General features: G+C 66.9%; 21 protein-coding genes. 9 read left to right on the top strand and 12 right to left on the bottom strand.

Translation table 11 applies throughout. The features are described 5' to 3' along the window. Positions 1 to 107: 107 nt before the first annotated feature. Positions 108 to 611: an Lrp/AsnC family transcriptional regulator gene (locus CXY79_RS02585; protein ID WP_104099599.1), complete on the bottom strand. Its 504-nt coding sequence runs from the start codon at positions 609 to 611 to the stop codon at positions 108 to 110. Between the two features lie 49 nt (positions 612 to 660). Then, positions 661 to 1,422, bottom strand: coding sequence for an oxygenase MpaB family protein (locus tag CXY79_RS02590; protein WP_233191175.1), 762 nt, complete (start codon positions 1,420 to 1,422; stop codon positions 661 to 663). 96 nt (positions 1,423 to 1,518) lie between these two features. Here CXY79_RS02590 and CXY79_RS02595 point away from each other — a divergent pair, with 96 nt between their 5' ends. After that, a complete protein-coding gene (locus CXY79_RS02595; RefSeq protein ID WP_104099601.1) occupies positions 1,519 to 2,616 on the top strand; it encodes a glycoside hydrolase family 3 N-terminal domain-containing protein in 1,098 nt (365 codons plus the stop codon). A gap of 269 nt (positions 2,617 to 2,885) precedes the next feature. Here the strand turns inward: CXY79_RS02595 and CXY79_RS02600 are convergent, their stop codons facing one another. Next, complete coding sequence (locus CXY79_RS02600; protein ID WP_134342492.1) at positions 2,886 to 3,548, bottom strand: hypothetical protein; 663 nt, start codon at positions 3,546 to 3,548, stop codon at positions 2,886 to 2,888. A gap of 201 nt (positions 3,549 to 3,749) precedes the next feature. Here CXY79_RS02600 and CXY79_RS02605 point away from each other — a divergent pair, with 201 nt between their 5' ends. After that, entirely contained in the window at positions 3,750 to 4,313 is a 564-nt protein-coding gene (locus CXY79_RS02605; RefSeq protein WP_104099603.1) for a YceI family protein, read from the top strand. Between the two features lie 247 nt (positions 4,314 to 4,560). Here the strand turns inward: CXY79_RS02605 and CXY79_RS02610 are convergent, their stop codons facing one another. Both CXY79_RS02610 and sepH read right to left on the bottom strand, forming a co-directional pair. Next, complete coding sequence (locus CXY79_RS02610; protein WP_199186711.1) at positions 4,561 to 5,601, bottom strand: aromatic acid exporter family protein; 1,041 nt, start codon at positions 5,599 to 5,601, stop codon at positions 4,561 to 4,563. An 88-nt stretch (positions 5,602 to 5,689) separates the two neighbouring features. Then, a complete protein-coding gene (gene sepH, locus CXY79_RS02615) occupies positions 5,690 to 6,841 on the bottom strand; it encodes a septation protein SepH (RefSeq protein ID WP_104099605.1) in 1,152 nt (383 codons plus the stop codon). 196 nt (positions 6,842 to 7,037) lie between these two features. On the opposite strand from sepH, the gene CXY79_RS02620 reads away from it, so the two are divergent. Continuing rightward, positions 7,038 to 7,331: a DUF4193 domain-containing protein gene (locus CXY79_RS02620; protein WP_104099606.1), complete on the top strand. Its 294-nt coding sequence runs from the start codon at positions 7,038 to 7,040 to the stop codon at positions 7,329 to 7,331. 6 nt (positions 7,332 to 7,337) lie between these two features. Here CXY79_RS02620 and CXY79_RS02625 read toward each other — a convergent pair whose 3' ends face one another. After that, positions 7,338 to 7,793 (bottom strand): DUF3093 domain-containing protein, encoded by a 456-nt coding sequence (locus tag CXY79_RS02625; RefSeq protein WP_104099607.1) that lies wholly within the window; start codon positions 7,791 to 7,793, stop codon positions 7,338 to 7,340. A 38-nt stretch (positions 7,794 to 7,831) separates the two neighbouring features. On the opposite strand from CXY79_RS02625, the gene dut reads away from it, so the two are divergent. The 5 genes from dut (at position 7,832) to dxs (ending at position 14,873) form a co-directional block, all read left to right on the top strand. Then, positions 7,832 to 8,308: a dUTP diphosphatase gene (gene dut, locus CXY79_RS02630; protein WP_104099608.1), complete on the top strand. Its 477-nt coding sequence runs from the start codon at positions 7,832 to 7,834 to the stop codon at positions 8,306 to 8,308. Next, entirely contained in the window at positions 8,305 to 8,934 is a 630-nt protein-coding gene (locus tag CXY79_RS02635; RefSeq protein WP_104099609.1) for a DUF3710 domain-containing protein, read from the top strand. The genes dut and CXY79_RS02635 overlap by 4 nt, the downstream gene beginning before the upstream one ends. An 11-nt stretch (positions 8,935 to 8,945) precedes the next feature. Then, the gene (locus CXY79_RS02640; protein ID WP_104099610.1) at positions 8,946 to 9,743 is read left to right on the top strand and encodes a DUF3159 domain-containing protein; all 798 of its coding nucleotides are present in this window, start codon (positions 8,946 to 8,948) and stop codon (positions 9,741 to 9,743) included. Positions 9,744 to 9,960: 217 nt separating this feature from the next. After that, positions 9,961 to 12,810, top strand: a complete 2,850-nt coding sequence (acnA, locus tag CXY79_RS02645; protein WP_104099628.1) for an aconitate hydratase AcnA — start codon at positions 9,961 to 9,963, stop codon at positions 12,808 to 12,810. 110 nt (positions 12,811 to 12,920) lie between these two features. Further along, positions 12,921 to 14,873: a 1-deoxy-D-xylulose-5-phosphate synthase gene (gene dxs / locus CXY79_RS02650; RefSeq protein WP_104099611.1), complete on the top strand. Its 1,953-nt coding sequence runs from the start codon at positions 12,921 to 12,923 to the stop codon at positions 14,871 to 14,873. Positions 14,874 to 15,355: 482 nt separating this feature from the next. On the opposite strand, the gene CXY79_RS02655 is transcribed toward dxs, so the two are convergent. The 4 genes from CXY79_RS02655 to CXY79_RS02670 all read right to left on the bottom strand — a co-directional run bounded on the left by CXY79_RS02655 (position 15,356) and on the right by CXY79_RS02670 (position 20,584). After that, the gene (locus CXY79_RS02655; RefSeq protein ID WP_104099612.1) at positions 15,356 to 17,527 is read right to left on the bottom strand and encodes a 3-hydroxyacyl-CoA dehydrogenase NAD-binding domain-containing protein; all 2,172 of its coding nucleotides are present in this window, start codon (positions 17,525 to 17,527) and stop codon (positions 15,356 to 15,358) included. Next, a complete protein-coding gene (locus CXY79_RS02660; RefSeq protein WP_104099613.1) occupies positions 17,524 to 18,729 on the bottom strand; it encodes a thiolase family protein in 1,206 nt (401 codons plus the stop codon). The genes CXY79_RS02655 and CXY79_RS02660 overlap by 4 nt, the downstream gene beginning before the upstream one ends. A gap of 75 nt (positions 18,730 to 18,804) precedes the next feature. Beyond that, on the bottom strand, positions 18,805 to 20,001 hold the full coding sequence (locus CXY79_RS02665; protein WP_104099614.1) for a ribonuclease D: 1,197 nt from the start codon (positions 19,999 to 20,001) through the stop codon (positions 18,805 to 18,807). Then, positions 19,994 to 20,584, bottom strand: a complete 591-nt coding sequence (locus tag CXY79_RS02670; RefSeq protein ID WP_104099615.1) for a DUF3000 domain-containing protein — start codon at positions 20,582 to 20,584, stop codon at positions 19,994 to 19,996. Before CXY79_RS02670 ends, CXY79_RS02665 begins: the two co-directional genes overlap by 8 nt. Positions 20,585 to 20,695: 111 nt before the next feature. Here CXY79_RS02670 and CXY79_RS02675 point away from each other — a divergent pair, with 111 nt between their 5' ends. Continuing rightward, the gene (locus CXY79_RS02675) at positions 20,696 to 21,880 is read left to right on the top strand and encodes a S9 family peptidase (protein ID WP_158250209.1); all 1,185 of its coding nucleotides are present in this window, start codon (positions 20,696 to 20,698) and stop codon (positions 21,878 to 21,880) included. On the opposite strand, the gene CXY79_RS02680 is transcribed toward CXY79_RS02675, so the two are convergent. Together CXY79_RS02680 and CXY79_RS02685 are read right to left on the bottom strand one after the other, a co-directional pair. Next, a complete protein-coding gene (locus CXY79_RS02680) occupies positions 21,801 to 22,589 on the bottom strand; it encodes a dihydrofolate reductase family protein (RefSeq protein WP_104099617.1) in 789 nt (262 codons plus the stop codon). The genes CXY79_RS02675 and CXY79_RS02680 overlap by 80 nt on opposite strands. Beyond that, a complete protein-coding gene (locus tag CXY79_RS02685) occupies positions 22,586 to 23,023 on the bottom strand; it encodes a SufE family protein (RefSeq protein WP_104099618.1) in 438 nt (145 codons plus the stop codon). The genes CXY79_RS02680 and CXY79_RS02685 overlap by 4 nt, the downstream gene beginning before the upstream one ends. Positions 23,024 to 23,039: the final 16 nt, after the last annotated feature.

Below are 23,039 nucleotides of genomic sequence, written 5' to 3' on the forward strand. Positions count from 1 at the left end.
GCAATGGTGGGGCATCTCCGCGCCGTCGACGGTGCCCCGGCGACGGATACGAACGATTGGTCCGAAGCGGCGTCGCGCCGGGCCATTCGTCCGCGGAAAACGACCGTTCAGCGCCAGCTGTCCGCAGCGCGGGCCGGGGGCAGGCCGGTGATTTCCTCGAGGATGAGGTGGGACCGGGTGGAGATCACGCCGGGCATGCTGTGGATATCGCGCAGGATGGCTTGGCTCAGCTGCTCGTGGTCCGGAGCGCTGACGGTGAGGATGATGTCGATGTCGCCGCTCACGGCCTGAGCTTTTTCGACGAAGGGCAGTTCACTCAGGCGCCGGGCCATCTCGGCCCAGGAGACATCGCCGATCTTGACGATCACGAGGGCGGAGACCCTGAGCCCGAGCGCCCGGCGGTCGATCTGTGCTCCGAATCCAGTGACCACACCGTGACGCACGAGATTCTGCATCCGGGTGTGCGCGGTGGTGCGGGAAATGTGCACGAGCACGGCCAGCTGGCGCATCGACAGGCGGCCGTCGCGACTGAGTTCGGCCACGATCTGCCGGTCGATCGCGTCGAGACCGTCGGGCGTGCCCGGGGCGGCGGGGGCCGAGTGCTGCGTCATTGGAATCCTCAGGCTGGGGAAACCCTCAGACTACCGCGAGCTCAGGCGACTACCGCATCGCGCGCAGGTAGTGGTTCTTGGGCCAATGGCGCAGCCGGCGCGGAAGCCGGGGATAGACACGTATGGTCAGCCGGATCAGCCGGTCGAAGCGGCGCTGCGCCCCCACGGTCCAGGGCAGGTCGAACAGTTCCCGCACCGAGCAGGGGAGCAGTCCGACGGTCACGAACCGGCCCAGTGGCATCATCAGCCGCAGCCAGAGCGGCCCGGTGCGGGGATGCAGTAGCTGGCGTGCCACGGCGCGCGTGGCGGCATCCGTCTGCAACTCGCCGACGCGTCGGTCCCAGTAGGCGGCGAAGGCGGCCCGGTTGGGCGGCCACAGCTCCGCGGGCATCTGCAACGCCGTGCCCAGCACGGCGTACTCCCGGTAGAGCGCGTCCGCCGTGGCTCCGTCGAGCGGGCCGTAGACCAGCTCCCGCATGGTCATGGCGGAGTCATACAGGGTCGCCGCCACCCAGAGCTGCAGTTCTGGGGTGAAGGCGGTGTAAGCCGGACGAGCCTCGGTGGCCAAGCCCGACACCGAGGCGTGGGCGTGGTCGACCCGGCGTCGTGCCCGGGCAGCCTCCTCCGGCGTTCCGAACATGACCGCGTACACGTAGGTCAGGGTGCCGCGCAGCCGATCGAGCGGTCGGGAGGCGAAGTCGCTGTGGTGCGCAATTCCGTGGCCGATCGCCGGGTCGGCGATCTGCAGGAGGATGGACCGCCCGCCGGCGGCGATCAGCACGGCCTCGCCGGCCATGTCCCTCATCTGCATGCGCGCCTCCCCGCTCGAAGACCGATTGTAACGCCGCCAGCGGTGAAGCGGATGGGCGCTTCGCCGCGGTAGCTGCCGGCAGGTTAGCCTGGATCGGTGATCTCCGGCCGACGACACCCGGCCCCAGCCCGCCGCCTGGCGGCGCTCGCCGCCATGGCCCTGCTGGCCCTCACCCCCTCCGGCTGCACCGCGGCGCGCGGAACAGACGCGAAAAGCGGCACTGCCGCCCCGCTCGGGCCCGGCTGGTCGGCCGGCCCCGTTGCCGAAGACGCCACTCGCCGCCTGGCCGCCATGTCCCTGACCGAGAAGGTCGCCAGCCTACTGATGCTGCACCAGCCGGGAACAGATGCGGCCGAGCTGCGCACCTTCGCCGGGGCGAACGGCCTCGGTGGACTCATCCTGATGGATGACAACGTGCCGGTCTCCCCGGAAGAAATGCGGGCAATGACGGATGCCCTCAGTCCCGACCCGGAACTCCCGCTGCTCATCGGCATCGATCAGGCGGGCGGCGAGGTCTCCCCGCTGCCCGCCGACCTGGCGCCCGGGGCTGCCCAGCTGCAGACGCTCCCCGCACCGGCCACAGAGGATGCCTTCCGCAGTCGGTCGACCCTGCTCCAGTCCGTCGGCGTGAGTGTCAACTTCGGCATCGTCGCCGACGTCACGGCCGACCCGAGCTCGTTCCTGGCCGGCCGGGTGCTCGGCACCGACCCGGCGTCGGCATCCGCCCGGGTGGCTGCGGCGGTCAACGGTGAGCGTGCGCGGGTTCTGAGCACGCTCAAGCACTTCCCCGGTCACGGGGCGGCGCCGGGGGACTCGCACCGAAGCATCCCGTCGACTCCACTTGGCTATCAGGACTGGCTGACCCGTGAGGCGCCTTCGTTTCAGTCCGGAATCGAGGCTGGCGCGGCGCTGATCATGTTCGGCCACCTGGCCTACCCGAGCGTCGATCCGCGTCCGGCGAGCCTGTCGCCGGCCTGGCACGAGATCCTCCGCACCGAACTCGGTTTCGACGGCGTCACGATTACCGACGATCTGCTGATGCTCCAGGACTTCGGCCTGCCGGAGTACGCCGACCCGGCCGAGAACGGGATCGCCGCCCTGGCAGCGGGCAACACCATGCTGCTCTCCGTTCTGCCGGCGAATCCCGCGCGGTACGGCACCGATGTCACAGTTCTGATCGGCAGAATCGTCTAAGCGGTCGATACCGGGCGGCTCACGCTGGAGCAGATCGATGATGCTGCCTACAAGCTCCTGGTGCTGCGCGGCCGGGCCGCCCTCAGCGCATCCCAGGAGTGAACCCCAAATCCAGATTGTGCAGCGAACCGCACCGAGTAGGACCTCATGGATGCCGGCACACTCTAATCACGCATTCTCGTCTTCGTCGGAGGCACCGGAGTGTCCTCAGCTGGGTGTCACCAAAGTCATGACCCAGTCCGTCGGGCGCCCGGTCAGCTCTCAGTCCGCTAGCCCTCTGCCGTGCCGACGAAGTACGCCGTGACGACTTCGCGGGTGGTGAGCGGATCTCCCCCCGAAATGGGCGCGACGCGCACCGTCCATCGGGGGCCTGACCGATCGATGCCGTCTGCGCTCTCCGCCCAGACCGCCCCATCTTCCGTGCACGAGTAGGTGCCGTACCAGGCGGGGTGCTCGGTCAGGTCGTTCCAAACGCCACCGCTGCGAATCAGGCAGCGGTCCCCGTCGCTGAGCAACAGCCCGAGCGGTCGCGCCTGCTCGGGCGCGGTGGCCGCCGGCAGGCTCCCGGTGCTCGGCAGGCGCACCACCGCCGTGGTCCACGGGTCGCGGTAGCAGGCCACAAAGCCGGGCGCCGCATCCTGCCAGCACGCTACGGCGAACGCGCTCGACGGTGTGCAGGCGTGGATGTTGTCGTCGACGGCGACTGCGGACGGCCGATCATCGAACGACGCGCTGCCACAGTCGAGCGTGACGGTCGTCTCCTCGGTGACGGTGAAGCCCGCGGCAGGCAGACCGCCCTCGGTGATGGGGCGCATTACCACGCTCTCGGTTGCCGTTGCCGAAGCAGAGGAGGGCGACGAAGGGGCCGGGGACGCGCATCCGGCGAGCAGGGCGATCAGCAGACCCAGGGGGAGCAAAAACCGTGAGCGCATTTCAGCCCTCCGTTCCACCCATGCACCAGCCCCTGAGCGACCGACGGTACCCTCGGCCCCGGAGGCAGTCAAGGGATTCCGGCAGGAGTGGCCGGACCACTGTCGAAAAGAACTCTCCCCGATTCGGAATATTTCACTTTCCTATGCGCTTGCATGAATGTGAGGACGAGAATCCACCGTTCCGCGAATTGAGGAGAACCCATGACTCAGACCACCGCAGCGAGCATACCCGGCTACAAGGCCGGAACCTGGACCATCGACCCGACCCACAGTGAGGTCGGTTTCAGCATCCGCCACCTCATGATCAGCAAGGTCAAGGGCACGTTCGAGAAGTTCGACGCGACCTTCGTTACCGGCGAGAACCCGCTCGACTCCTCCGTCACGGCCACGGCCCAGGTCGTGACGATCGACACCAACCAGGCGGACCGCGACGGCCACCTGCGCACCGGCGATTTCTTCGACGCCGAGACCTATCCGACCATCAGCTTCGTCTCTACCGGCGTGCGTCAGGTCGAGGACGACTTCCTCGTCGACGGCAACCTCACCATCAAGGGCGTCACCAAGCCCGTAACCTTCGACTTCGAGTTCGGCGGCTTCGGCACCGACCCGTACGGCAACTACAAGGCCGGCGCCACGGCGAAGACCGAGGTCACCCGCGCCGACTTCGGCCTCACCTATAACGCGGCCCTTGAGACCGGCGGAATGCTGCTCGGCGAAAAGGTAATCATCACCATCGAACTTCAGGCCGCGCTCAACCAGGCGTAGTCGTCCCCGCGCAGAGGTCTGCGCAGGGTGGACAACAAACACGAGAGGGACCCCACGAGAGTGAGGTCCCTCTCGTGTCGACCTTTGGTCAGGGTACCGACGCGGCCGCTCCGATCCTCTACACCCCGGGGTATTGGTCGTGAATGAGAGACCACGCTGCTCGGGCCGAGCGCAGGCGTTCGGGGCCAGATACGCGGGCGCTCCCTTTCGATCCGACGGGCATATTGTGCACCTCGGACATCATCGGCTATTCGCCCTTGATCTCCTCACGCACCCGTCGTAGGTCCTCCATCAGGGATCCGATCAGGATCCAGTGCCGCGGATGAGGCGTCGCAATGATCAGGGGGGCGGTCAGGGTGGGTGGTTCCTGCGGCAGGCTGACCTGCTGGACGCCGGGGTGGTCCACCTGTTCGGCGAGGAGCCTCAGGTCATGGGCGGCACGGCTCAGCTCGACAGTGATCGCGAGCACCGTGGGCTCGAGGTGCAGGGAATGGTCGTAGTGGTCGCGCAGGGACCGGGTCATGCCGATCGCGCGTGCGACGAGCGAGGTCAGCCGGGCGAAGAGCTCCTCGTCGATGTCGAGGAGACGCCGGTTCACCGCGTGCCGCGGGTTGAGCGTGAGGCTCTCCTCGGCCTGCTTGAGCGCCTGATCCGCCTTGGCGAGCATGGGGCGCAGCAGACGCACCTTAATCATCATCTCTTCGATCTGGCTGGCCTTCTGCGGAAACCGCAGGGCGTCGACGATCCGGTCGAGGGTGTCCGCGATCTCGTACGCAAGTCGGATCACAGCCGCGTGCGCCGGACGAAGAAGCACTGGCGGCACGATCAGGGCGTTGACGAGGAGTGCGGCCGCCGCCCCGATGATGGTTTCGACGATGCGGTCCCGCGCGTACTCAGCCGTCGCCGTGCCGATTGTGAGTAGGAGCATGGCGCTGATCGGAATTTGGCTCGCCGAGCTGGGGGCCAGCCGAAGCGCCCACGCCAGCATGATGCAGAACACGATGGCCAGGAGAACGACCCAGCTGGACTGGCCGAATGCGACACCGACGCCATAGGCGATGATGACCCCGCCGATAACACCCAGGCTGCGTTCGACCGCGCGACCGAGGGTCTGGTTGATGTTCGGCTGCACCACCAGCAGGGCGGCGATCGCGGCGAAGACGGGCAGCTGCTCCGTGTCCAGTAGCAGTTGCGACAGGATCCAGCCGAGGGCGACGGCCACGGATGTCTTCACTGCCTGGAGCAGAGGAATCCGGCTTGTGGATCGCAGCCGGGTGTTGATTCTCACTTGCCTAGGGTAGTCGAATGCGTGGGCGAGTCGTATGCACAGGCTCGTCGGACCGGTGCCGGTGCCGGCGCCATTGAAACCCTGCGTGCTAGGGCAGGTCGTCGTCGGTGCGGGCACCGAACACGATTTCGTCCCAGCTGGGCATCGAGGCCCGCCCGCGCTTGCCATGACCCGACGCTCGCGGAGTCGCGGCCGGTGATTGACCCCCGGCGGCCTGGGCAGACCAGGCGTTGCGGGGGGCCTCGGTCGGCGGGGCGGCGAGAGCCGAGGGAGCGGCGTGGGGTTCCGCGGCGGCCTCGACCGGCTGGTTCACCAGACGGATGCCCGGGGCCGGGCTGGTGCTGGCGGGGTTGCTGTGGCTGGAGTGGCTCTCGACCTGGTTGCTTTCGAAAGCGGCGGCTTCGCGCTCCCCGCGGCGGCGGCGCAGTGACGCCAGCAGGTCGGCCGTCTCGCTCAGGCTCTGCGGCGGTTCGTCGGCGCGCTTGATGGCTGCACGGGACACGGCATCCGTCGTGCCGGCCGACCGGGAATACGGCACCGGGTCCAGAATCGGCGCCGTATCGTGCAACGTCTCCTCGGACAGTGATTCCTTGAAGGTGAAGGCGCCGCTGTCGAAGCGGGACACATCGGCGAGGCTGGTCTCGGCGCCGACGGCCCGCAGCCGCGGGATCAGGGCACCCTTCAGTTCACCCTGCTGCGACAAGGCGATGGCTTCACTGCCGACCGGAGAGAGCGAGTTCTTCTTGGGTTCGAAGCCCCACCGGGCGTCGTGGTCGATGTCATCGGCGGTGAAGGCCAGTTTGACGATCCAGCCGGCGCCGGGTTCCTTCCAGCTGGCCCAGCGCTCGTTCGTGGCGCCGAGCGAGGCCAGACGCTCACGGATGACGGTGCCGAAGGTGGCGCCGCCCTCGATCGGGTCGAGGTCGATGGCGGTGTGCACCGGCACGCTCAGCGCGCAGGAGACCATGTAGTCGCGTTCGGCGACGACCGGGCCCTCGAAGCGGCGCACAAAATCGAGGGACGCACCCGTGACCGCGGCGACGTCCTCGGCGGACATGCCGGCACGGATGTGCGCCTGCACTTCCCGGGGACTCAGCTTCGGCCCCGACGCTGGTTCCACCTGGGCCTGGCGAAGCCGGGACTGGAGAACTTCGTCGATGGGGATCCTGAATCGGTCTCCCTCTTCAGACGCTGCGAGCAACGCACCGCTCTCGACTCCAATAACTTTCAATTCCTGCATGTTGAAAGCCCTTTCGCCATCACTTGTGCGCCTAAGACTGCCATGTAAAGAGTGAATCTTCGGGGAATACGCCGGGCGTGCCGCAAGTTGATGACTGTGCCGAGCAAATGACGCGGCGTGTAGTTTGCTATTCCGCCCGGATTGTTGGAAACTATGGCCGCCGAAATCCTTTCTCGGCGTAACTGAATGGATGGGTATGGCAACCGATTACGACGCACCACGGAAGACCGAAGACGACTCAGAGTCGATTGAGGCCCTCAAGGAGCGCGTACCCGACAAGATGTCCGGTGTCGTAGATGTCGACGACTCGGACAACCCCGGTGGTTTCGACCTTCCCGGCGCTGATCTGTCCGACCTCGACCTCGATGTCGTCGTTCTGCCTCCGCAGGCGGACGAGTTCACCTGCGTGGAGTGCTTCCTGGTGAAGCACCGTTCGCAGATGTCGCACGAGACCAAGCTCGGCCTGGTATGCCTGGAGTGCGACTCCTAAACGCGCTCAATCATGTGATGCTGGCCGTCGCGATCCATTGATCGCGGCGGCCAATTTCTGTGGGCGCCGCGTCGACACCAGCCAATACGGCGCCGGATCCGTCGCATCCACGATCGGGATTCGCACGACGGGCCGAATCCACCCGCGGATGAGCAGCCAGGCCCGGGCGTCGAGCCGTTGGCCACGTTCCAGGGCGGCCTCATCTCCGTCGAAGGGCAAAACCTCGCCGACCAGATCGATCGATATGCTCGCGCGCCCGGCGGTGAGCTCACCGCCCCGCACCTGCACCACCGGTGCCGACAAGAGCAGCGCCAGAACGCAAGCGGCGTACAGACCGGCGGCCAGCAGCACCCCGGCCAGCATCGAAATCGGTGCGAACACGAGGATGCTGGCAGGAATGATGAGCGCAGTCGCCACATAAGGTGCGGGAGAGGCCCAGAGTTTTTCGCGATATTCAGGCATGGGTCTATTCGATCAGACTTCTGCACTAGCCTCGACACGTGGCAGAAAGCGTCGAAGTCCTGATTACCGCGTCCATCCTCCCGAGCTACGCGCACCCGGGTGACGCGGGAGCGGACCTTCATTCCTCCCAGGCTCTAGTCTTGGCCCCCGGCGAACGAGCACTGGTCGGCACGGGCGTGGCGATCGCCCTGCCCGACGGTTTCGCGGCATTCGTCGTGCCCCGCAGCGGTCTCGCGTCCAAGCACGGCATCACGATCGTGAACGCGCCGGGCACCGTCGACGCCGGGTATCGTGGCGAGATCAAGGTGACGCTGCTTAACACCGACCAGACCACGCCCCATGCGATCGCGATCGGCGACCGCATCGCCCAGATCATCATCATGCCCGTCAGTCGGGCCACGTTTATTCCCGTGGATCGGCTGCCCGGCAGCCAGCGCGGGGTTGGCGGATTCGGGTCCACCGGCCTGAGCCGGAACATCAGCACGGGCACCTCAACGTCAGGAGACAACCAGTGAGCGACACCGCGAACCCGGAGGAGAACCCGGACGAGACGGCCAAGTCGGCGCCGGGCGATCGTGCGACCGAGGGTCCCCTCGACGAAGCCGAAGCCAACCCGGTGCGGCCCTACGTGGACCTCGGCGGGGTCAAGATCCTCCCGCGTGAGGGGCTTCACCTACGGTTGGAGATCGAAGAGGGCAGCAAGCGGGTCGTGGCGATCGGGCTCGACTACGCCGGCTCCACCCTCCAGGTACAGCCGTTCGCCGCGCCCCGCTCAAGTGGCCTGTGGAACGAAATCCGCGCCCAGATCGCCGATCAGATCGGCAAGCAGGGCGGAACGACGACTCTGCGCGAAGGCCCGTTCGGCCCCGAATTGGTGGCCGAGATCCCCGTGGCCGCGGGTCAGGGATCCGACGGAACGAGCAGGCTGGCCCGCTTCATCGGAGTCGACGGCCCGCGCTGGTTCCTGCGCGGCGTGATTGCCGGCGAGGGTGCCATCAACACCGACGCCGCGACCGAGATCGAAAACCTGTTCCGCAGCATCGTCGTGGTGCGCGGATCCGCCCCGATGCCGCCGCGTGACCTCATTCCGCTGCGGATGCCGGCCACTCCCGCCACTGCGGCCGAGCCGGGCCAGTCCTGAAGAACGCCGGAATGACGGACGCACCACTCCCCGATGAGGCCCGCGAGCCCGACGCATCAGAGAACGCGCCTGACTCGCCCGTGCCGGCCGCGTTCGCCGACGGCATGGCGGCGGCGGCCCGGCGGGCCGGCTTCACGCCGGCGGCCGAGGGTGATCCGATCAGCGGGCGCGCCCTGCTGGCCGCGATGGGCGGCATCCGTGGACTGGTCGAGGCCCTGCTGCCCGGACTCGTCTTCCTGATCACCTACACCTTCACCCGGCAGTTTTTTCCCGAGCAGTCGCTGGTGCTGTCCCTTGTTGTGCCGGTGCTGATCGGCGTCGTTTTCATCGTTCTGCGCCGGATTAGCCGCCAAACGGTGACGCCTGCCGTCGGCGGCCTGGTGGCACTGATCGTCAGCGCCGTGCTCGCTCTGTTCACTGGCCGCGCCGAAGACTTCTTTTTGCCCGGATTCTGGACCAATGGACTGTACGGCGGAGCCCTCTTCATCTCGGCGGTCGTCGGCTGGCCGCTGATCGGGCTGGCTGTCGGATTCCTGATGGGCGAGGGAATCGCCTGGCGGTCGAACCGGTCCAGGCGTCGGGTGCTGACCATTCTCACGCTCTGCTGGGCGGGCTTGTTCGCCCTGCGCCTGGCTGTTCAGCTTCCCCTCTACTACTCCGGAAACGTGGAGTGGCTCGGCGCCGTCAAGCTCCTGATGGGGATTCCGCTCTACGCGCCACTCCTGGTGATCTCGTGGCTGGTGGTCCGGGCGGTCTACCGCGCCGACGACCGGGAGACCGACGACGCAGCGGGTCGCCGGCCCGAATAAATTCACCGCGATTCCGCGACACCCGCCGGAAATAGGCGCGGGAAACGCGGTGGCACCGCTAGAGTTATCTCTACGTCAAGATAGTTCGGCGTTGGACATCGTCCGCACGTGGCATCCGCCGGTTAGGTTACCCTTGCTGGCAGGGGCAGGCGTCTGGTCGTCAGGATTGAGGATTGCGGACGGTTTCGCCGTCGGTTTCCACGAAGGAGAGGGCATCGTGTCGGCGCTTAATAATGCGGTCGTAAACAGTTTTGGAGCCAAGGACACCCTGCGGGTCGGGTCGACGGACTACGAGGTCTTTCGTCTCGACGCGGTAACGGGCTACGAGAGGCTTCCGTTCAGCCTGAAAGTGCTGCTGGAGAACCTCCTTCGCACCGAGGACGGCGCCAACATCACCGAGGCCCACATTCGCGCCCTGGGTGAGTGGGTCCCAACGGCGGAACCCGACACCGAGATCCAGTTCACCCCTGGCCGCGTCGTTATGCAGGACTTCACCGGCGTGCCGTGCATCGTCGACCTCGCCACCATGCGCGAGGCCGTCGCCGAACTCGGCGGCGACCCGAAGAAGATCAACCCGCTGGCTCCGGCCGAGCTGGTCATCGACCACTCCGTCATCGCCGACCTGTTCGGAACCGCGGACGCCCTCGAGCGCAACGTGGAGATCGAGTACGAGCGCAATGGTGAGCGGTACCAGTTCCTGCGCTGGGGCCAGACCGCGTTCAACGATTTCAAGGTCGTGCCGCCCGGAACCGGCATTGTGCACCAGGTCAACCTGGAGTATCTGGCCCGCGTCACGATGACCCGCACCGTGCCGGACGCGGAGGGCAACGACGTGCTTCAGGCCTACCCCGACACCTGCGTGGGAACCGACTCGCACACGACCATGGTCAACGGCCTCGGCGTGCTCGCCTGGGGTGTGGGCGGCATCGAAGCCGAGGCAGCCATGCTCGGCCAGTCCATCTCGATGCTCATTCCCAAGGTGGTCGGCTTCAAGCTCAACGGCTCCATCCCGACCGGCGTCACCGCGACGGATGTCGTGCTCACCATCACCCAGATTCTGCGCAAGCACGGCGTGGTCGGTAAGTTCGTCGAGTTCTACGGCGCGGGTGTCTCGCAGGTTCCGCTGGCCAACCGGGCCACGATCGGCAACATGAGCCCGGAGTTCGGATCCACGGCCGCGATGTTCCCGATCGACGACGTCACCCTCGACTACCTGCGCCTGACGGGTCGCAGCGACGAGCAGGTTGCACTCGTCGAGGCCTACTCGAAGCTGCAGGGCCTGTGGCACGATGCCGACAAGGAGCCCGTCTTCAGCGAGTACCTCGAGCTCGACCTGGGCACCGTCGTGCCGTCGATTGCCGGCCCGAAGCGCCCGCAAGACCGCGTCATCCTCACCGAGGCGAAGTCGCAGTTCGAACTTGACCTGCAGAGCTACGCGACGCAGGACTGGACTGTTGTGGACGCGGCCGTCGAGGCCTCTTTCCCTGCTTCAGACCCGATCGGCTTCACCGCCGAGGACGAGAACCTTGACCACAAGGCCTCACACAACCACGTGAGCCACGCTCCGATCAGCGTGTCCAGGCCCGTCGCGATCACCACGCAAGACGGCGCGAACTACACGCTCGACCACGGAGCGGTCGCTGTCGCGGCCATCACCTCGTGCACGAACACGTCCAATCCGAGTGTCATGCTCGCCGCGGGCCTGCTCGCCCGAAACGCCGTCAGGAAGGGCCTCACGAGCAAGCCGTGGGTCAAGACCACCCTGGCTCCGGGCTCGAAGGTCGTCACCGACTACTACGAGAAGGCCGGCCTCACCGGCGACCTCGAGGCCCTCGGCTTCTACACCGTCGGCTACGGCTGCACGGTCTGCATCGGCAACACCGGCCCGCTCATCGACGAGGTCACGACCGCGATCAACGACAACGACCTGGCCGTCACCGCGGTGCTCTCAGGCAACCGCAACTTCGAGGGTCGGATCAGCCCCGACGTCAAGATGAACTACTTGGCCAGCCCGCCGCTGGTCATCGCTTACGCCCTCGCAGGCTCGATGAACTTCGACTTCGAGACGGATGCGCTCGGCATCGGCAGCGACGGCAACGAGGTGTTCCTCAAGGACATCTGGCCCGACTCCGCCGAGGTGCAGTCCACGATCGACGGCTCGATCGACACCGGCATGTTCACGAAGCAGTACGGCCATGTCTTCGAGGGCGACGAGCGCTGGCGCGGCCTGCCGACACCGGACAGCGAGGTCTTCGAGTGGGACCCTGAGTCCACGTATGTGCGGAAGCCCCCATACTTCGACGGCATGACCATGGAGACCACCCCGGTGGTCGACATTGTCGGTGCCCGTGTGCTGGCCAAACTGGGCGACTCGGTCACGACCGACCACATCAGCCCTGCTGGTTCGATCAAGGCCGATAGCCCGGCCGGCGCCTACCTGCTGGAGCACGGCGTCGAACGGGGCGACTTCAACTCCTACGGCTCGCGCCGCGGCAACCACGAGATCATGATCCGCGGCACATTCGCGAACATCCGTCTCCGCAACCAGCTGCTGGACGGAGTCGAGGGTGGCTACACCCGCGACTTCACCGTTGACGGGGCTCCGCAGGCGTTCATCTATGACGCTTCGCAGAACTACCAGGCCGCCGGCACGCCGCTGGTCATCTTCGGTGGCAAGGAATACGGTTCGGGTTCGTCCCGCGACTGGGCCGCGAAGGGCACCAGCCTCCTCGGGGTGAAGGCCGTCATCACGGAGAGCTTCGAACGCATCCACCGTTCGAACCTGATCGGGATGGGCGTCGTGCCTCTGCAGTTCCCGGCCGGTCAGAGCTGGGCGTCACTTGGACTGGACGGCACGGAGGTCGTCACAATCGAGGGTCTCGTCGAGCTGAACAGCGGGGTCACCCCGAAGACGGTGCGCGTCACGGCGGCGCCGAGTGCGCAGTCTGCCGCCGGCAAGGCCACAGTCGAGTTCGACGCGGTCGTCCGCATCGACACCCCGGGTGAGGCCGATTACTACCGCAACGGCGGCATCCTGCAGTACGTCCTGCGTTCGCTGGTCGCCTAGCACGCAGGAGCCTTTAGGCCAGCTACCGAAACCGGCGCGTAGACTCGGCTTGACCGAATCTATGCGCCGGTTTTCTGGTGGCGGATAGCGCAACGTGAAAGGTGTTATCGATGGCGCTACTGGACACGATCTTCGGGCCGAGAGATCTGGATCGCCTCTCGATGGAACAGCTCGTCCAGCTCGCGGCCGAGGTGCGGGCGTTCCTCGTTCGGGAAGTCTCCAAGACCGGCGGGCACCTTGGTCCCAACCTCGGCGTGGTCGAGCTGACCATCGCTTTGCACCGGGTCTTCGAATCCCCGCGTGACGCCATTGTCTTCGATACCGGACATCAGGCCTACGTGCACAAGCTGCTCACCGGGCGCCAGGACTTCAGCCTCCTCCGCCAGGCCGGCGGCCTGGCCGGCTACCCGCAGCGGCGCGAGTCCGAGCACGACATCGTGGAGAGTTCCCACGCCTCCAGCTCGTTGTCCTGGGCTGACGGCATCTCCCGAGCCTTCGAGATGACCGGGCAGAGCGACCGCCATGTGATCGCGGTCGTCGGCGACGGCTCCCTGACCGGGGGCATGACCTGGGAAGCCCTCAACAACATCAGCGACGACAACACCCGTCGCCTGATCATCATCGTGAATGACAACGGCCGCTCCTACGCGCCCACCATCGGCGGCATGGCCCGCTTCCTGAACACCGTGCGCACCCGACAGGCGTACCACAGTGCCTATCTGACCAGCCGTCAGGCCTTCGAACGGATGGGCGCGCCCGCCCGGGCGTTCTTCCGCGGCGTGCGCGGCGGCATGCACGGCTTCCTCGCCCGGTTCTCCAACAACGAGGCGCTCTACTCCAACCTCGACATCAAGTACATCGGTCCGATCGACGGCCACGACATGGCGGCGATGGTCGAGGCGCTCCATCAGGCCAAGGGCTACGGCGCGCCGGTGATCGTGCACGCGATCACCCAGAAGGGTAAGGGATACGACCCGGCCGTTCAGGACACCGCCGACCAGTTCCATGCGGTCGGCCAGATCGACCCGGAAACAGGGGAGTCCACCGAATCCGCCGGCGCACCCTCCTGGACGTCGGTGTTCGCCGACGAGCTGCTGCGCCTTGCCACACTCGATCCGAAGATCGTGGGCATCACCGCGGCCATGCTCCGTCCCACCGGCCTGCACAAGATGGCCGAGAGATTCCCCGCCCGGGTGCACGACGTGGGCATCGCCGAGCAGCACGCCGTCACCAGTGCCGCCGGCCTCGCCTTCGGCGGCCTGCACCCGGTCGTCGCGCTCTACGCCACCTTCATCAACCGAGCGTTCGACCAAGTCCTGATGGATGTCGCCCTGCACAAGGCCGGCGTCACATTCGTGCTCGACCGGGCCGGGGTGACCGGGCCCGACGGTCCCAGCCATCACGGCATCTGGGACCTGGCGATCCTTCAGGTCGTCCCCGGGATCCGCCTCGCGGCACCTCGGGACTCGGTGCGCCTGGCAGAGGAGCTCGAAGAGGCCGTGGCCGTCGACGACGCGCCCACTGTGCTGCGCTTTCCCAAGGGCAGCGTGAGCGCCCCAATCGACGCCGTGCGCCGCCTGGGCGACGGCGTAGACGTGCTCTTGGAATCAGCCCAGAAAGACGTGCTGATCGTCACCGTCGGGCCGATGGCCACGATCGGTCTCGATGTGGCGGACCGGCTCGCAGCCCAGGGCATCGGAGCCACCGTCGTCGACCCGCGCTGGGTCGTCCCGGTACCGCGGAGCATCGTGGCCCTGGCCGCGGAGTACCGCATCGTCGTGACCATCGAGGACGGCGTCCGGGTCGGCGGCGTCGGCACCCGTGTCCGTCAAGATCTGCGTGAAGCCGGCGTGGACACGGCGGTCACCGAACTGGGGCTGCCCGACGAATTCCTCGACCACGGCACCCGCGCCGAGATCCTCGACCGTGTTGGGCTGACCCCGCAGCGCATCGCCCGCGATGTCGTCGCAATGGTGCTCGGCAGCAAGATCCCGCATGCGCGGCCACTGCCGGCGGACCGCGCCGACACCGCCAGTATCCCGGCAAACCTTCAGCAGGATTAGGCGATTCCCGATCGAATGGTTGTGTCGTTTCCGGAAGGCTGGGGCTGAGATCACTGCGTGATCGCTGTTCATCACAGGCGGGGTGCCGTGCCCGGCGTCGAGCCAATTCGACGGAGATTCTGGGGGAAAACCGCTTTCTCGGGGGTTTGTGGGGCCAAATCCGGCAGAATCTCCGTCGAATTCGTTCAGGGCAGAGTTGCTGGCCGGGCCGGGCCCGGACTCGGATAGGGCGTGGAATGCACGTTCTGCCCACATCGAGGTCCCCTGATCGTCTACGTCGGCAAGGGAAACGCCCGGTTCGGAAACCCCGGCCCGTGCGACCCCCAACGCCCACACTTGGCGGGCCTCACCCTTCCGGCCCCGCCGGCCGCAGAAAAATACCGCCGACCACCGCGCCGAGCCACGACCTCGGCTCCCCTTCCGTGAAGAGAAAGGAGCCGAGGTTACGGGTCGGCGGAGTGGATGCAGTCAGTCGCCTGCGGTCAGTTGCTTACGCTCGTGCGGGTGGCAGGCAGGGCCGCGGCAGCGACGCCGCGGATCGGTGGGGTGTGGAACGTGCCCTGGAAGACCCGTTCGCTCGCGCCGACGCGGTCGAGGTAGGGCGTGATCCCGCCCATCTGGAACGGCCAGTTGGCCCCGAGGATCATGCACAGGTCGATGTCCTCCGCGGCGTGCACGACGCCGTCGTCCAGCATCCGCTTGATTTCATCGGCGAGGCCGTCCTCGATCCGGCGTAGGATCTGCTCGGCTGTCATCGGGGTCTGCCCGCCCGCGACGATCTTGACGGCGCCCTTGTCGAAGCCCTTGATCCTGCCCTTGGCGTCGCGCTCCAGAATGGTTCCGTGCTCGGCCAGCTTATGCAGGTTCGCGCTCTCGAAAAACCGGTCCGGGAATGCGGCATGGTGGGTGTCCAGAACGTGTGCGCCGACCTTGAGGCCGACCAGCTCGAGCAGCTCGAACGGGGTCATCGGCATCCCGAACGGAGCGAGTGACCCATCGACGACCTCGAACGGGGTTCCGGTGTCGACGGCGTGCATGGCCTCACCCAAGAGCTTCGCCAGGAGGCGGTTCACGACGAACCCGGAGGTGTCCCGGGTGATGACCGCGTTCTTTCGCAGTTTGGCTGCCACGACCATCGCCGTGGAGAGAGTGGCGTCGTTGGTCCGCGGGGTGTTCACGACCTCGATCAGCGGCATGATCGCCACCGGGTTGAAGAAGTGGAAACCGACCAGGCGCTCGGGGTGGGCCAGCTTCGCACCGATCTGTTCGACCGAGAGGGACGAGGTGTTGGTGGCGAGGATGGCGTCGGGAGAGATGTGCTTCTCGATTTCGGCGAAGACATCCTGCTTCACGCCGAGTTCCTCGAAGACGGCCTCGATCACCCAGTCGGCGTCGGCGAACTGTGCCTTGTCTGTCGTTCCCGTGACCAGAGCGCGGAGCCGGTTGGCCTCGTCGGGGGAGATACGGTTCTTGGTCTCCAGGGTGAGGATCTCGCCGTGGATGTACGCGACGCCCTTCTCGACGCGGGCCTGGTCGAGGTCTGTGATGACTACGGGCACGCGCAGGCGACGCACGAAGAGAAGGGCGAACTGGCTGGCCATCAGGCCGGCGCCGATGACGCCTACCTTGTTGATCGGGCGGGCGAGGGCCTTGTCCGGCGCACCGGCCGGCCGCTTGGCTCGCTTCTGCACCAGGTTGAAAGCGTAAATACTGGCCTGCAGCTGGTCTCCGGCGATGAGTTCGGCCAAGGAGTCGTCTTCCCGCTCGAACCCTTCCTGGCGAGATCCGCTCTTGGCTGCTTTGAGCAGGTTGAGGGCGATGTACGGCGACCGGGCGACGGTTCCGATGCGGTTTTCCAGCATCTTACGGGCCACGCCCACGGCCACATCCCATTTCACGAGCCGTTCGACCTTGCCGGGCGTATTGGGCCGGGCGACCTTTGTCTTTCCGGCGATCACGCCATCGGCCCACTCGATGGACTGTTCAAGGAACCTGGCCGAGGCGAACTGCACGTCGGCGATGCCCAGCTCGAGAGCATCCGCCGCTTTGAGCGTGCGGTGCTTGAGCGGATTCTCGATGATCACCTTCAGCGCGTTCTCGATGCCGATCAGGTTGGGCAGCAGGTAGGAGCCGCCCCAGCCCGGGATCAGCCCAAGGGAGACCTCGGGCAGCGCGATCGCGGGCACGGTCGCGTCGACGGTGCGGTAGTCGGCGTTGAGGGCGATCTCCAGCCCGCCCCCCAGTGCGAGCCCGTTGATGAACACGAAGGAGGGCACACCCAGTTCGGCCTGCTTGCCCAGCGCATAGTGGCCCAACTGGGCCAGCAGCTTGCCCGTCGCGAGCGATGGGATCTCGCTGACCTTGCTCAGGTCGGCGCCGGCGGCGAGGATGAACGGTTTGCCGGTGACGGCGACGCCGTGGATGTCGCCGAGGGCGGCGCGTTCCCGGAGAAGGTCCATCGCCATGGCGAACTCGAGCAGGGTGTTCGGGCCGAGCGTGTTCGGGCGGGTGTGGTCCCGGCCGTTGTCGAGCGTGACCAGCGCCAGGGTCCTTCCACCGGACAGAGGCACATCGTGTACGTAGCAGTGGGTGACGACCTCGTCGGCCGACAGCTCGACCAGCGGGGTGAAATCGAGTTCGGAGTAGTTGCTCATCGCTTGCTTGCCTTCCGGTTGAAGTTCGGGTTCTCCCAAATCACGGTGCCGCCCTGGCCGAGACCGATGCACATGGCGGTGAGGCCGTAGCGCACCTCCGGGTGCTCGCTGAACTGACGGGCGAGCTGGTTCATCAGGCGCACGCCGGAGGAAGCGAGCGGATGTCCGATGGCGATCGCGCCGCCGTACTCGTTCACCCGTGGGTCCTCGTCGTCGATGCCGAAGTGGTCGAGGAACGAGATGACCTGCACGGCGAAAGCCTCATTGAGTTCGAACAGGCCGATGTCCGTGATGCTGAGGCCGGCCTTGCGCAGGGCCTTCTCGGTGGAGGGGACCGGACCGAGTCCCATGACCTCCGGCTCAACGCCGGCGAAGGCGAAGCTGACCATCTTCATTTTGACGGTGAGACCGAGGTCCTTGGCGGCCTTGCCGCTGGCGAGGAGGCAGGCGCTGGCACCGTCGTTGAGCCCGGAAGCGTTGCCGGCAGTGACCCGTCCGTGGGGACGGAAGGGGGTCTTGAGAGTCGCGAGGCCCTCCATCGTGGTTTCGGGGCGGGGAGCCTCGTCGCGGGTCGCCAGACCCCAGCCGGAATCGCTGCGGATCGCAACCGACACCAGGTCGGGCTGTATCTTCTCGGCGGCATAGGCCGCGGCGACCTTCTGTTGGCTGCGCAGGGCGAACCGGTCGGACCGCTCCTTGGTGTACGCCGGGAACCGGTCGTGGATGCGCTCGGCCGTGGCGCCCATATTGAGGGCGTCCTCGCTGACCAGGCGCTCGGACAGGAAACGCGGATTCGGGTCGACGCCCGAACCCATCGGGTGGCGTCCCATGTGCTCGACGCCGCCGGCGATGGCCAGGTCGTAGGCGCCAAATCCGATCCCGGCTCCGAGAGTGGTCACGGCGGTCATGGCGCCGGCGCACATCCGGTCAATGGCGAATCCGGGTACCGACTTCGGCAACCCCGAAAGCAGTGCCGCCGTGCGACCGAGCGTGAGGCCCTGATCGCCGGTCTGGGTGGTGGCGGCAATCGCCACCTCGTCGATGCGTTCCCCAGGGACCGACGGGTTGCGTTCCAGCAGTCCGATCATGGCCTTGACCACGAGATCATCCGCCCGGGTGTTCCAGTAAATGCCCTTTTCACCGGCGCGTCCGAACGGGGTACGAACCCCGTCCACAAACACGACTTCTGTTCTATCGGCCACTTTGCCTCCATCATCGATCAGGTGTCGGTCGATCCTAAAGGGGCTCCCGTGGAGGGTCGAATCCTTGGACGGATCCTACGAATCCGCTTCCGAAGAGAGCTCGATCGATTGGTGGACATCCACAAAGGCATCGGCGATCCGTTGTGCGGTCACTTCAATTTGCCAGGTGCGCGCACCCAGGTGCGCGAGCGCCTCACCGACGGATGCGGGATCGACGTTGACGGGCGGCGTCCACGCCACCCGGCGGACATAGTCCGGGGTGACGAGGTTCTCCAGCGGGATGGCGAGCTCCTCGGAGACCTCGGTGAGGGCTGCGCGAGCGGCCTTGTAGCGCAGGTCAGCCTCGGGATTGCGGTCGGACCAGGCGCGCGGGGGCGGGAGCAGGTCGCCGTTGCCCCGAAGCGACGGCAGGTCGGTTGACGCCAGGCCCTTCTGGATGGCACGCCACCAGCGGTCGAGTTCGCTGCGGCTCGCACGGCCGCTGAACTCCCTCAGATCAGCCAGGGCCTGCCGGTTCGCCGGCATGGCCCGTGCTGCCGCCGTCAGCGACGCATCGGGCACGAGCCGGCCGGGGGACACATCCAGCTCCTGTGCCAGAGCGTCGCGAGCCAGCCACAATTCCCGGGCCACGGCCAGGCCACGCTGTCCCCGGATGGAGTGCACGCCGGAAAGGCGGCGCCAGGGTTCGGGGCCGACGGGCTTCGCCTCACGCGCCAGCACGGCGGCGAATTCCTGCGCGGCGATGTCGGTCTTGGAATCGGTGGCGAGCATGTCGACCATACGGTCACGCAGGTCGGGAAGCAGTTCCACGTCGAGCGCGCCGTAGACCAGCCAGGCCTCCGGCAGTGGGCGGGTCGACCAGTTGGCGGCGGAGTGTTCCTTGGCAAGATGGATGCCGAGCAGCTCTTCCACCACCGTGCCGAGGCCGACCCGGGGGATTCCGAGCAGGCGGGCGGCCAGTTCAGTGTCGAAGATGTGTCGGGGGTCAAGTCCGACCTCGCGCAGGCAGGCCAGGTCCTGGCTCGCGGCGTGGAAAATCCACTCGTCATCGCGCAGAGCCTGGTTGAGCTCGTGGAAGTCGCCGATCGCGGGCGGGTCAAACAGGAATGTGCCAGCGTCGCGCCGATAGATCTGGATCAGGTAGGCGCGCTGGGAGTAGGTGAAGCCGGAGGCTCGTTCAGCGTCGATGCCGATCGGGCCCGTGCCCGCGCTGAGGGCTGCGGTCGCCGCGAGGTAGGCGTCCCGCGTATCGATCACCTGGTGATCAAGCACGACCGGTTCGGCGTGTGGACAACATGCTGACTCCTTCGCCAGTGGGTGGAAGACCTGCGAGCATGCAGAGCAGCTCGCCCCATCCTTCGACGTGGGCGGCGAGATTGTGGTCCAGCGGCGTCCACGAGGCCCGCAGTTCGATCTGCGCGCCATCGCCCTGCTTGGCAAGTTCGCCAAAGCCGGACGAGATAATCTTAGTAGCGGTCCCCGAGGCCGCTGTATACCGTGCCCCGTGGGCGTCGAGAGCATCGACGAGCCACGACCAGGTGACCCCCGCGACGAACGGGTCGAGGCCGATGTCGGTTTCCAGGGGAGCCTGGGCGAAGCAGACGACGCGGAAGGCGCCGCCCCACTCCTCGGGCTCGGCCGGGTCATACAGCAGGATGAAGCGTCCGGTCCCGAGATCGGAGTCGCTCCCGTGACGTACCGGGGTCACGTCGGCCGAGAAGGCGATGGAGTGCGGAGCGAGGTTTCCGGGTGCGGAAATCTCATTGACCACAAGCTCCGTACGGATGCGGGCACGTGCGAAGGATGCGCGGGCGGCGGCGAACTCCGGCGAAGGCGTTTCTTGTGTTTCGGGCACGTGTGCAGACTAGAGTTTTTTTCGAGCGGAGTCGGACAGGCACGCCGGACAGGGAAGGTAGTCATGCGTGAGCGGGCGGGCTCAGGGCGGTACCCGAGGCGTTTTCTGGCGGTGAGCGGGATCGCAGTCGCCGGGGCAACGGTGTTGCTGGGGATCGCGGGCGGTGTTTTGGCGGCCGTGATGGCACGTCGGATTGTGACGCCCTCGACCACGCGCTCCGACGACGTGCGGATCCACTCCGTCGACCTCGTGGCGGGAACGATTACGCTGCAGTCCACGGCGGATTCCGTACTGCAGGGCGATTACAGCTTCTGGTTCTCGGGCGATACAGGACACGCCCACCTGGGCGAGATCCTCCGTCTCACGCCCACGAAGGTGACGCGGCGCATCCTGCGCGTCGATCACGGGGATCTGGCCCGAGCTGAGCGCGGCCGGCTCGGCGGCTACTCGTACCTCGGGCCCTGGGACCTCGACTTCGCCTTCGAGGACGTGCTCGTTTCCACCGACGTCGGTGATGCCCCGGCCTGGCTGATCCCGGCCGAGGAGCCGGACGGCCGCTGGGTGATCCAGGTGCACGGGCGCGGGGTGCAGCGGCAGGAGACGCTGCGAGCGGCGCCGGTCTTCCGGGATGCGGGCTTCACGTCCCTGCTTGTGTCGTACCGCAACGACGGGGAGGCACCGCGGAGCGGCGGCGGCCGGTATTCCCTCGGAGACGCCGAATGGCAGGATGTCGATGCGGCGATCGCGTTCGCGGTGCACCGCGGTGCGACGGAGATCGTGTTGATGGGGTGGTCCATGGGCGGCGCGATCGTGCTGCAGAGCGCGACGCGATCAACGCTGCGCGACCGGATCGTCGGCATCGTGCTCGACTCGCCCGTGATCGACTGGGCGGATGTCGCGCGCTTCCACGGCGGTCTGCTCGGCCTGCCCGCGGTCATCGCCAGCGGTGCTCTGGAGGTCCTGGGACGGCGTTGGGGCAAGATCGTCACCGGTCAGACCCAACCGATCGACTTCGGACGCCTCGATTTCGTCACGCGCGCCGCCGAGCTCGACCTACCGGTGCTCCTGATGCACAGCGACGACGACGGATTCGTGCCCGCGACCGGCTCCCGCGCCCTGGCCGGGCGCCGACCCGACATTGTGACCTTTCTGCCGTTCGCGGTGGCGCGGCACACGAAGCTGTGGAACTACGACCGCGAGGGTTGGAATCAGGCCATCACGAACTGGCTGGTCGAGATCGCTCCCACCGAGCGTATGTCGCTCCCTGGTCGTCCAGAAGAAGTTGCCGCAACCTGAATCCGGTGGATCCGGCCGTGGCCGATTCGAGCAACCCGCGGCCGCCGAGCACTACCTGGGGGCTCGTGGACAGGCAGAATTCGTCGACCAGGTCGGCCGCGAAGAATCGCCCGGCCAGCACCGGACCTCCCTCGCAGACGATGCGCGGGAGGCCGAGGGCGCAGAGGGCCGCGAGAATCGTGGACGGAGTGAGGACGCCGTTCTCATCGTCGAGCGGCACGACGGTCGTGCGGGCCCCGACCGTGGCGGCCTCCACCCGGCCGACTGCGAAGCGCGGACAGAGGATGAACACCGGCTGCCGATGCGCGGATTCCGGGTGTGCGGAGTCCCGGTGCGTAAAGTGCTCGAGCCGATGACCGGCCAGGTTTCCGCTGGAGGTGACGACCGCGAGGGCCGCCCGGGCCGGCACGACGTACCCCTCCGCACGGACACTGCCGGCGCCGATCAGGACGACGTCGGCAAGTTCCCTGATCACACCAAGGATCCGGCGGTCGAGGCGGCTCGAGAGGGAATCCGAGGTGCCATCGGACCCGGCCACGCCGCCGTTCAGGCTGGCGATCATGTTGACCCGCAGGTACGCGCCCGGCGCCGGGGCGTAGCGCCGCAACAGCCAATCCCGGCTGACCGGGTCGAGCCCGTCGACGCTCCGCGGCAGGTCGACCGTATCGCCGCCCGCGTCCGGCTCCGGAAACACCCGGGTCAGGGTCACGCAGCGCCCTCGCGCAGGCGGCGCTTGGTGCGGGCGAGCATGGCTGACATGCCGCGGATGCGCAGGGGAGACACCGCTTTCGTCAATCCGATCGTGTTCGGATAGTCATCCGGCACATCGAGCACCTCCTGGGCGCTGAGCCCATCCAGACCCTGGGCCAGGATCGAGGCGAAGCCCCGGGTCGTCGGCGACTCCCGGGGAGCGGTCGCGTAGAGGTGCACCGCGGACTCGCCGTCCACCTCGACGAACATGAAGACGGGAGACTGGCATTCAACGACTCGCTCGAGCAGGTCCGGGTGCTCCGCGTAGCGCGGCGGGAGCGCCGGCAGCTCGTCGGCGAACTCAAGCAGCAGCAGCAGCCGGTCGGACTCCTCGAGTTCGAGGAAGTCATCGCGGATCTCGGCCAGTTTGGCGGGAAGTTCGGTAGCGGTCATCGACACTCATTCTGCC

This window comes from Cryobacterium sp. M96, from assembly GCF_002929845.1.
GTDB lineage: Bacteria > Actinomycetota > Actinomycetes > Actinomycetales > Microbacteriaceae > Cryobacterium > Cryobacterium sandaracinum.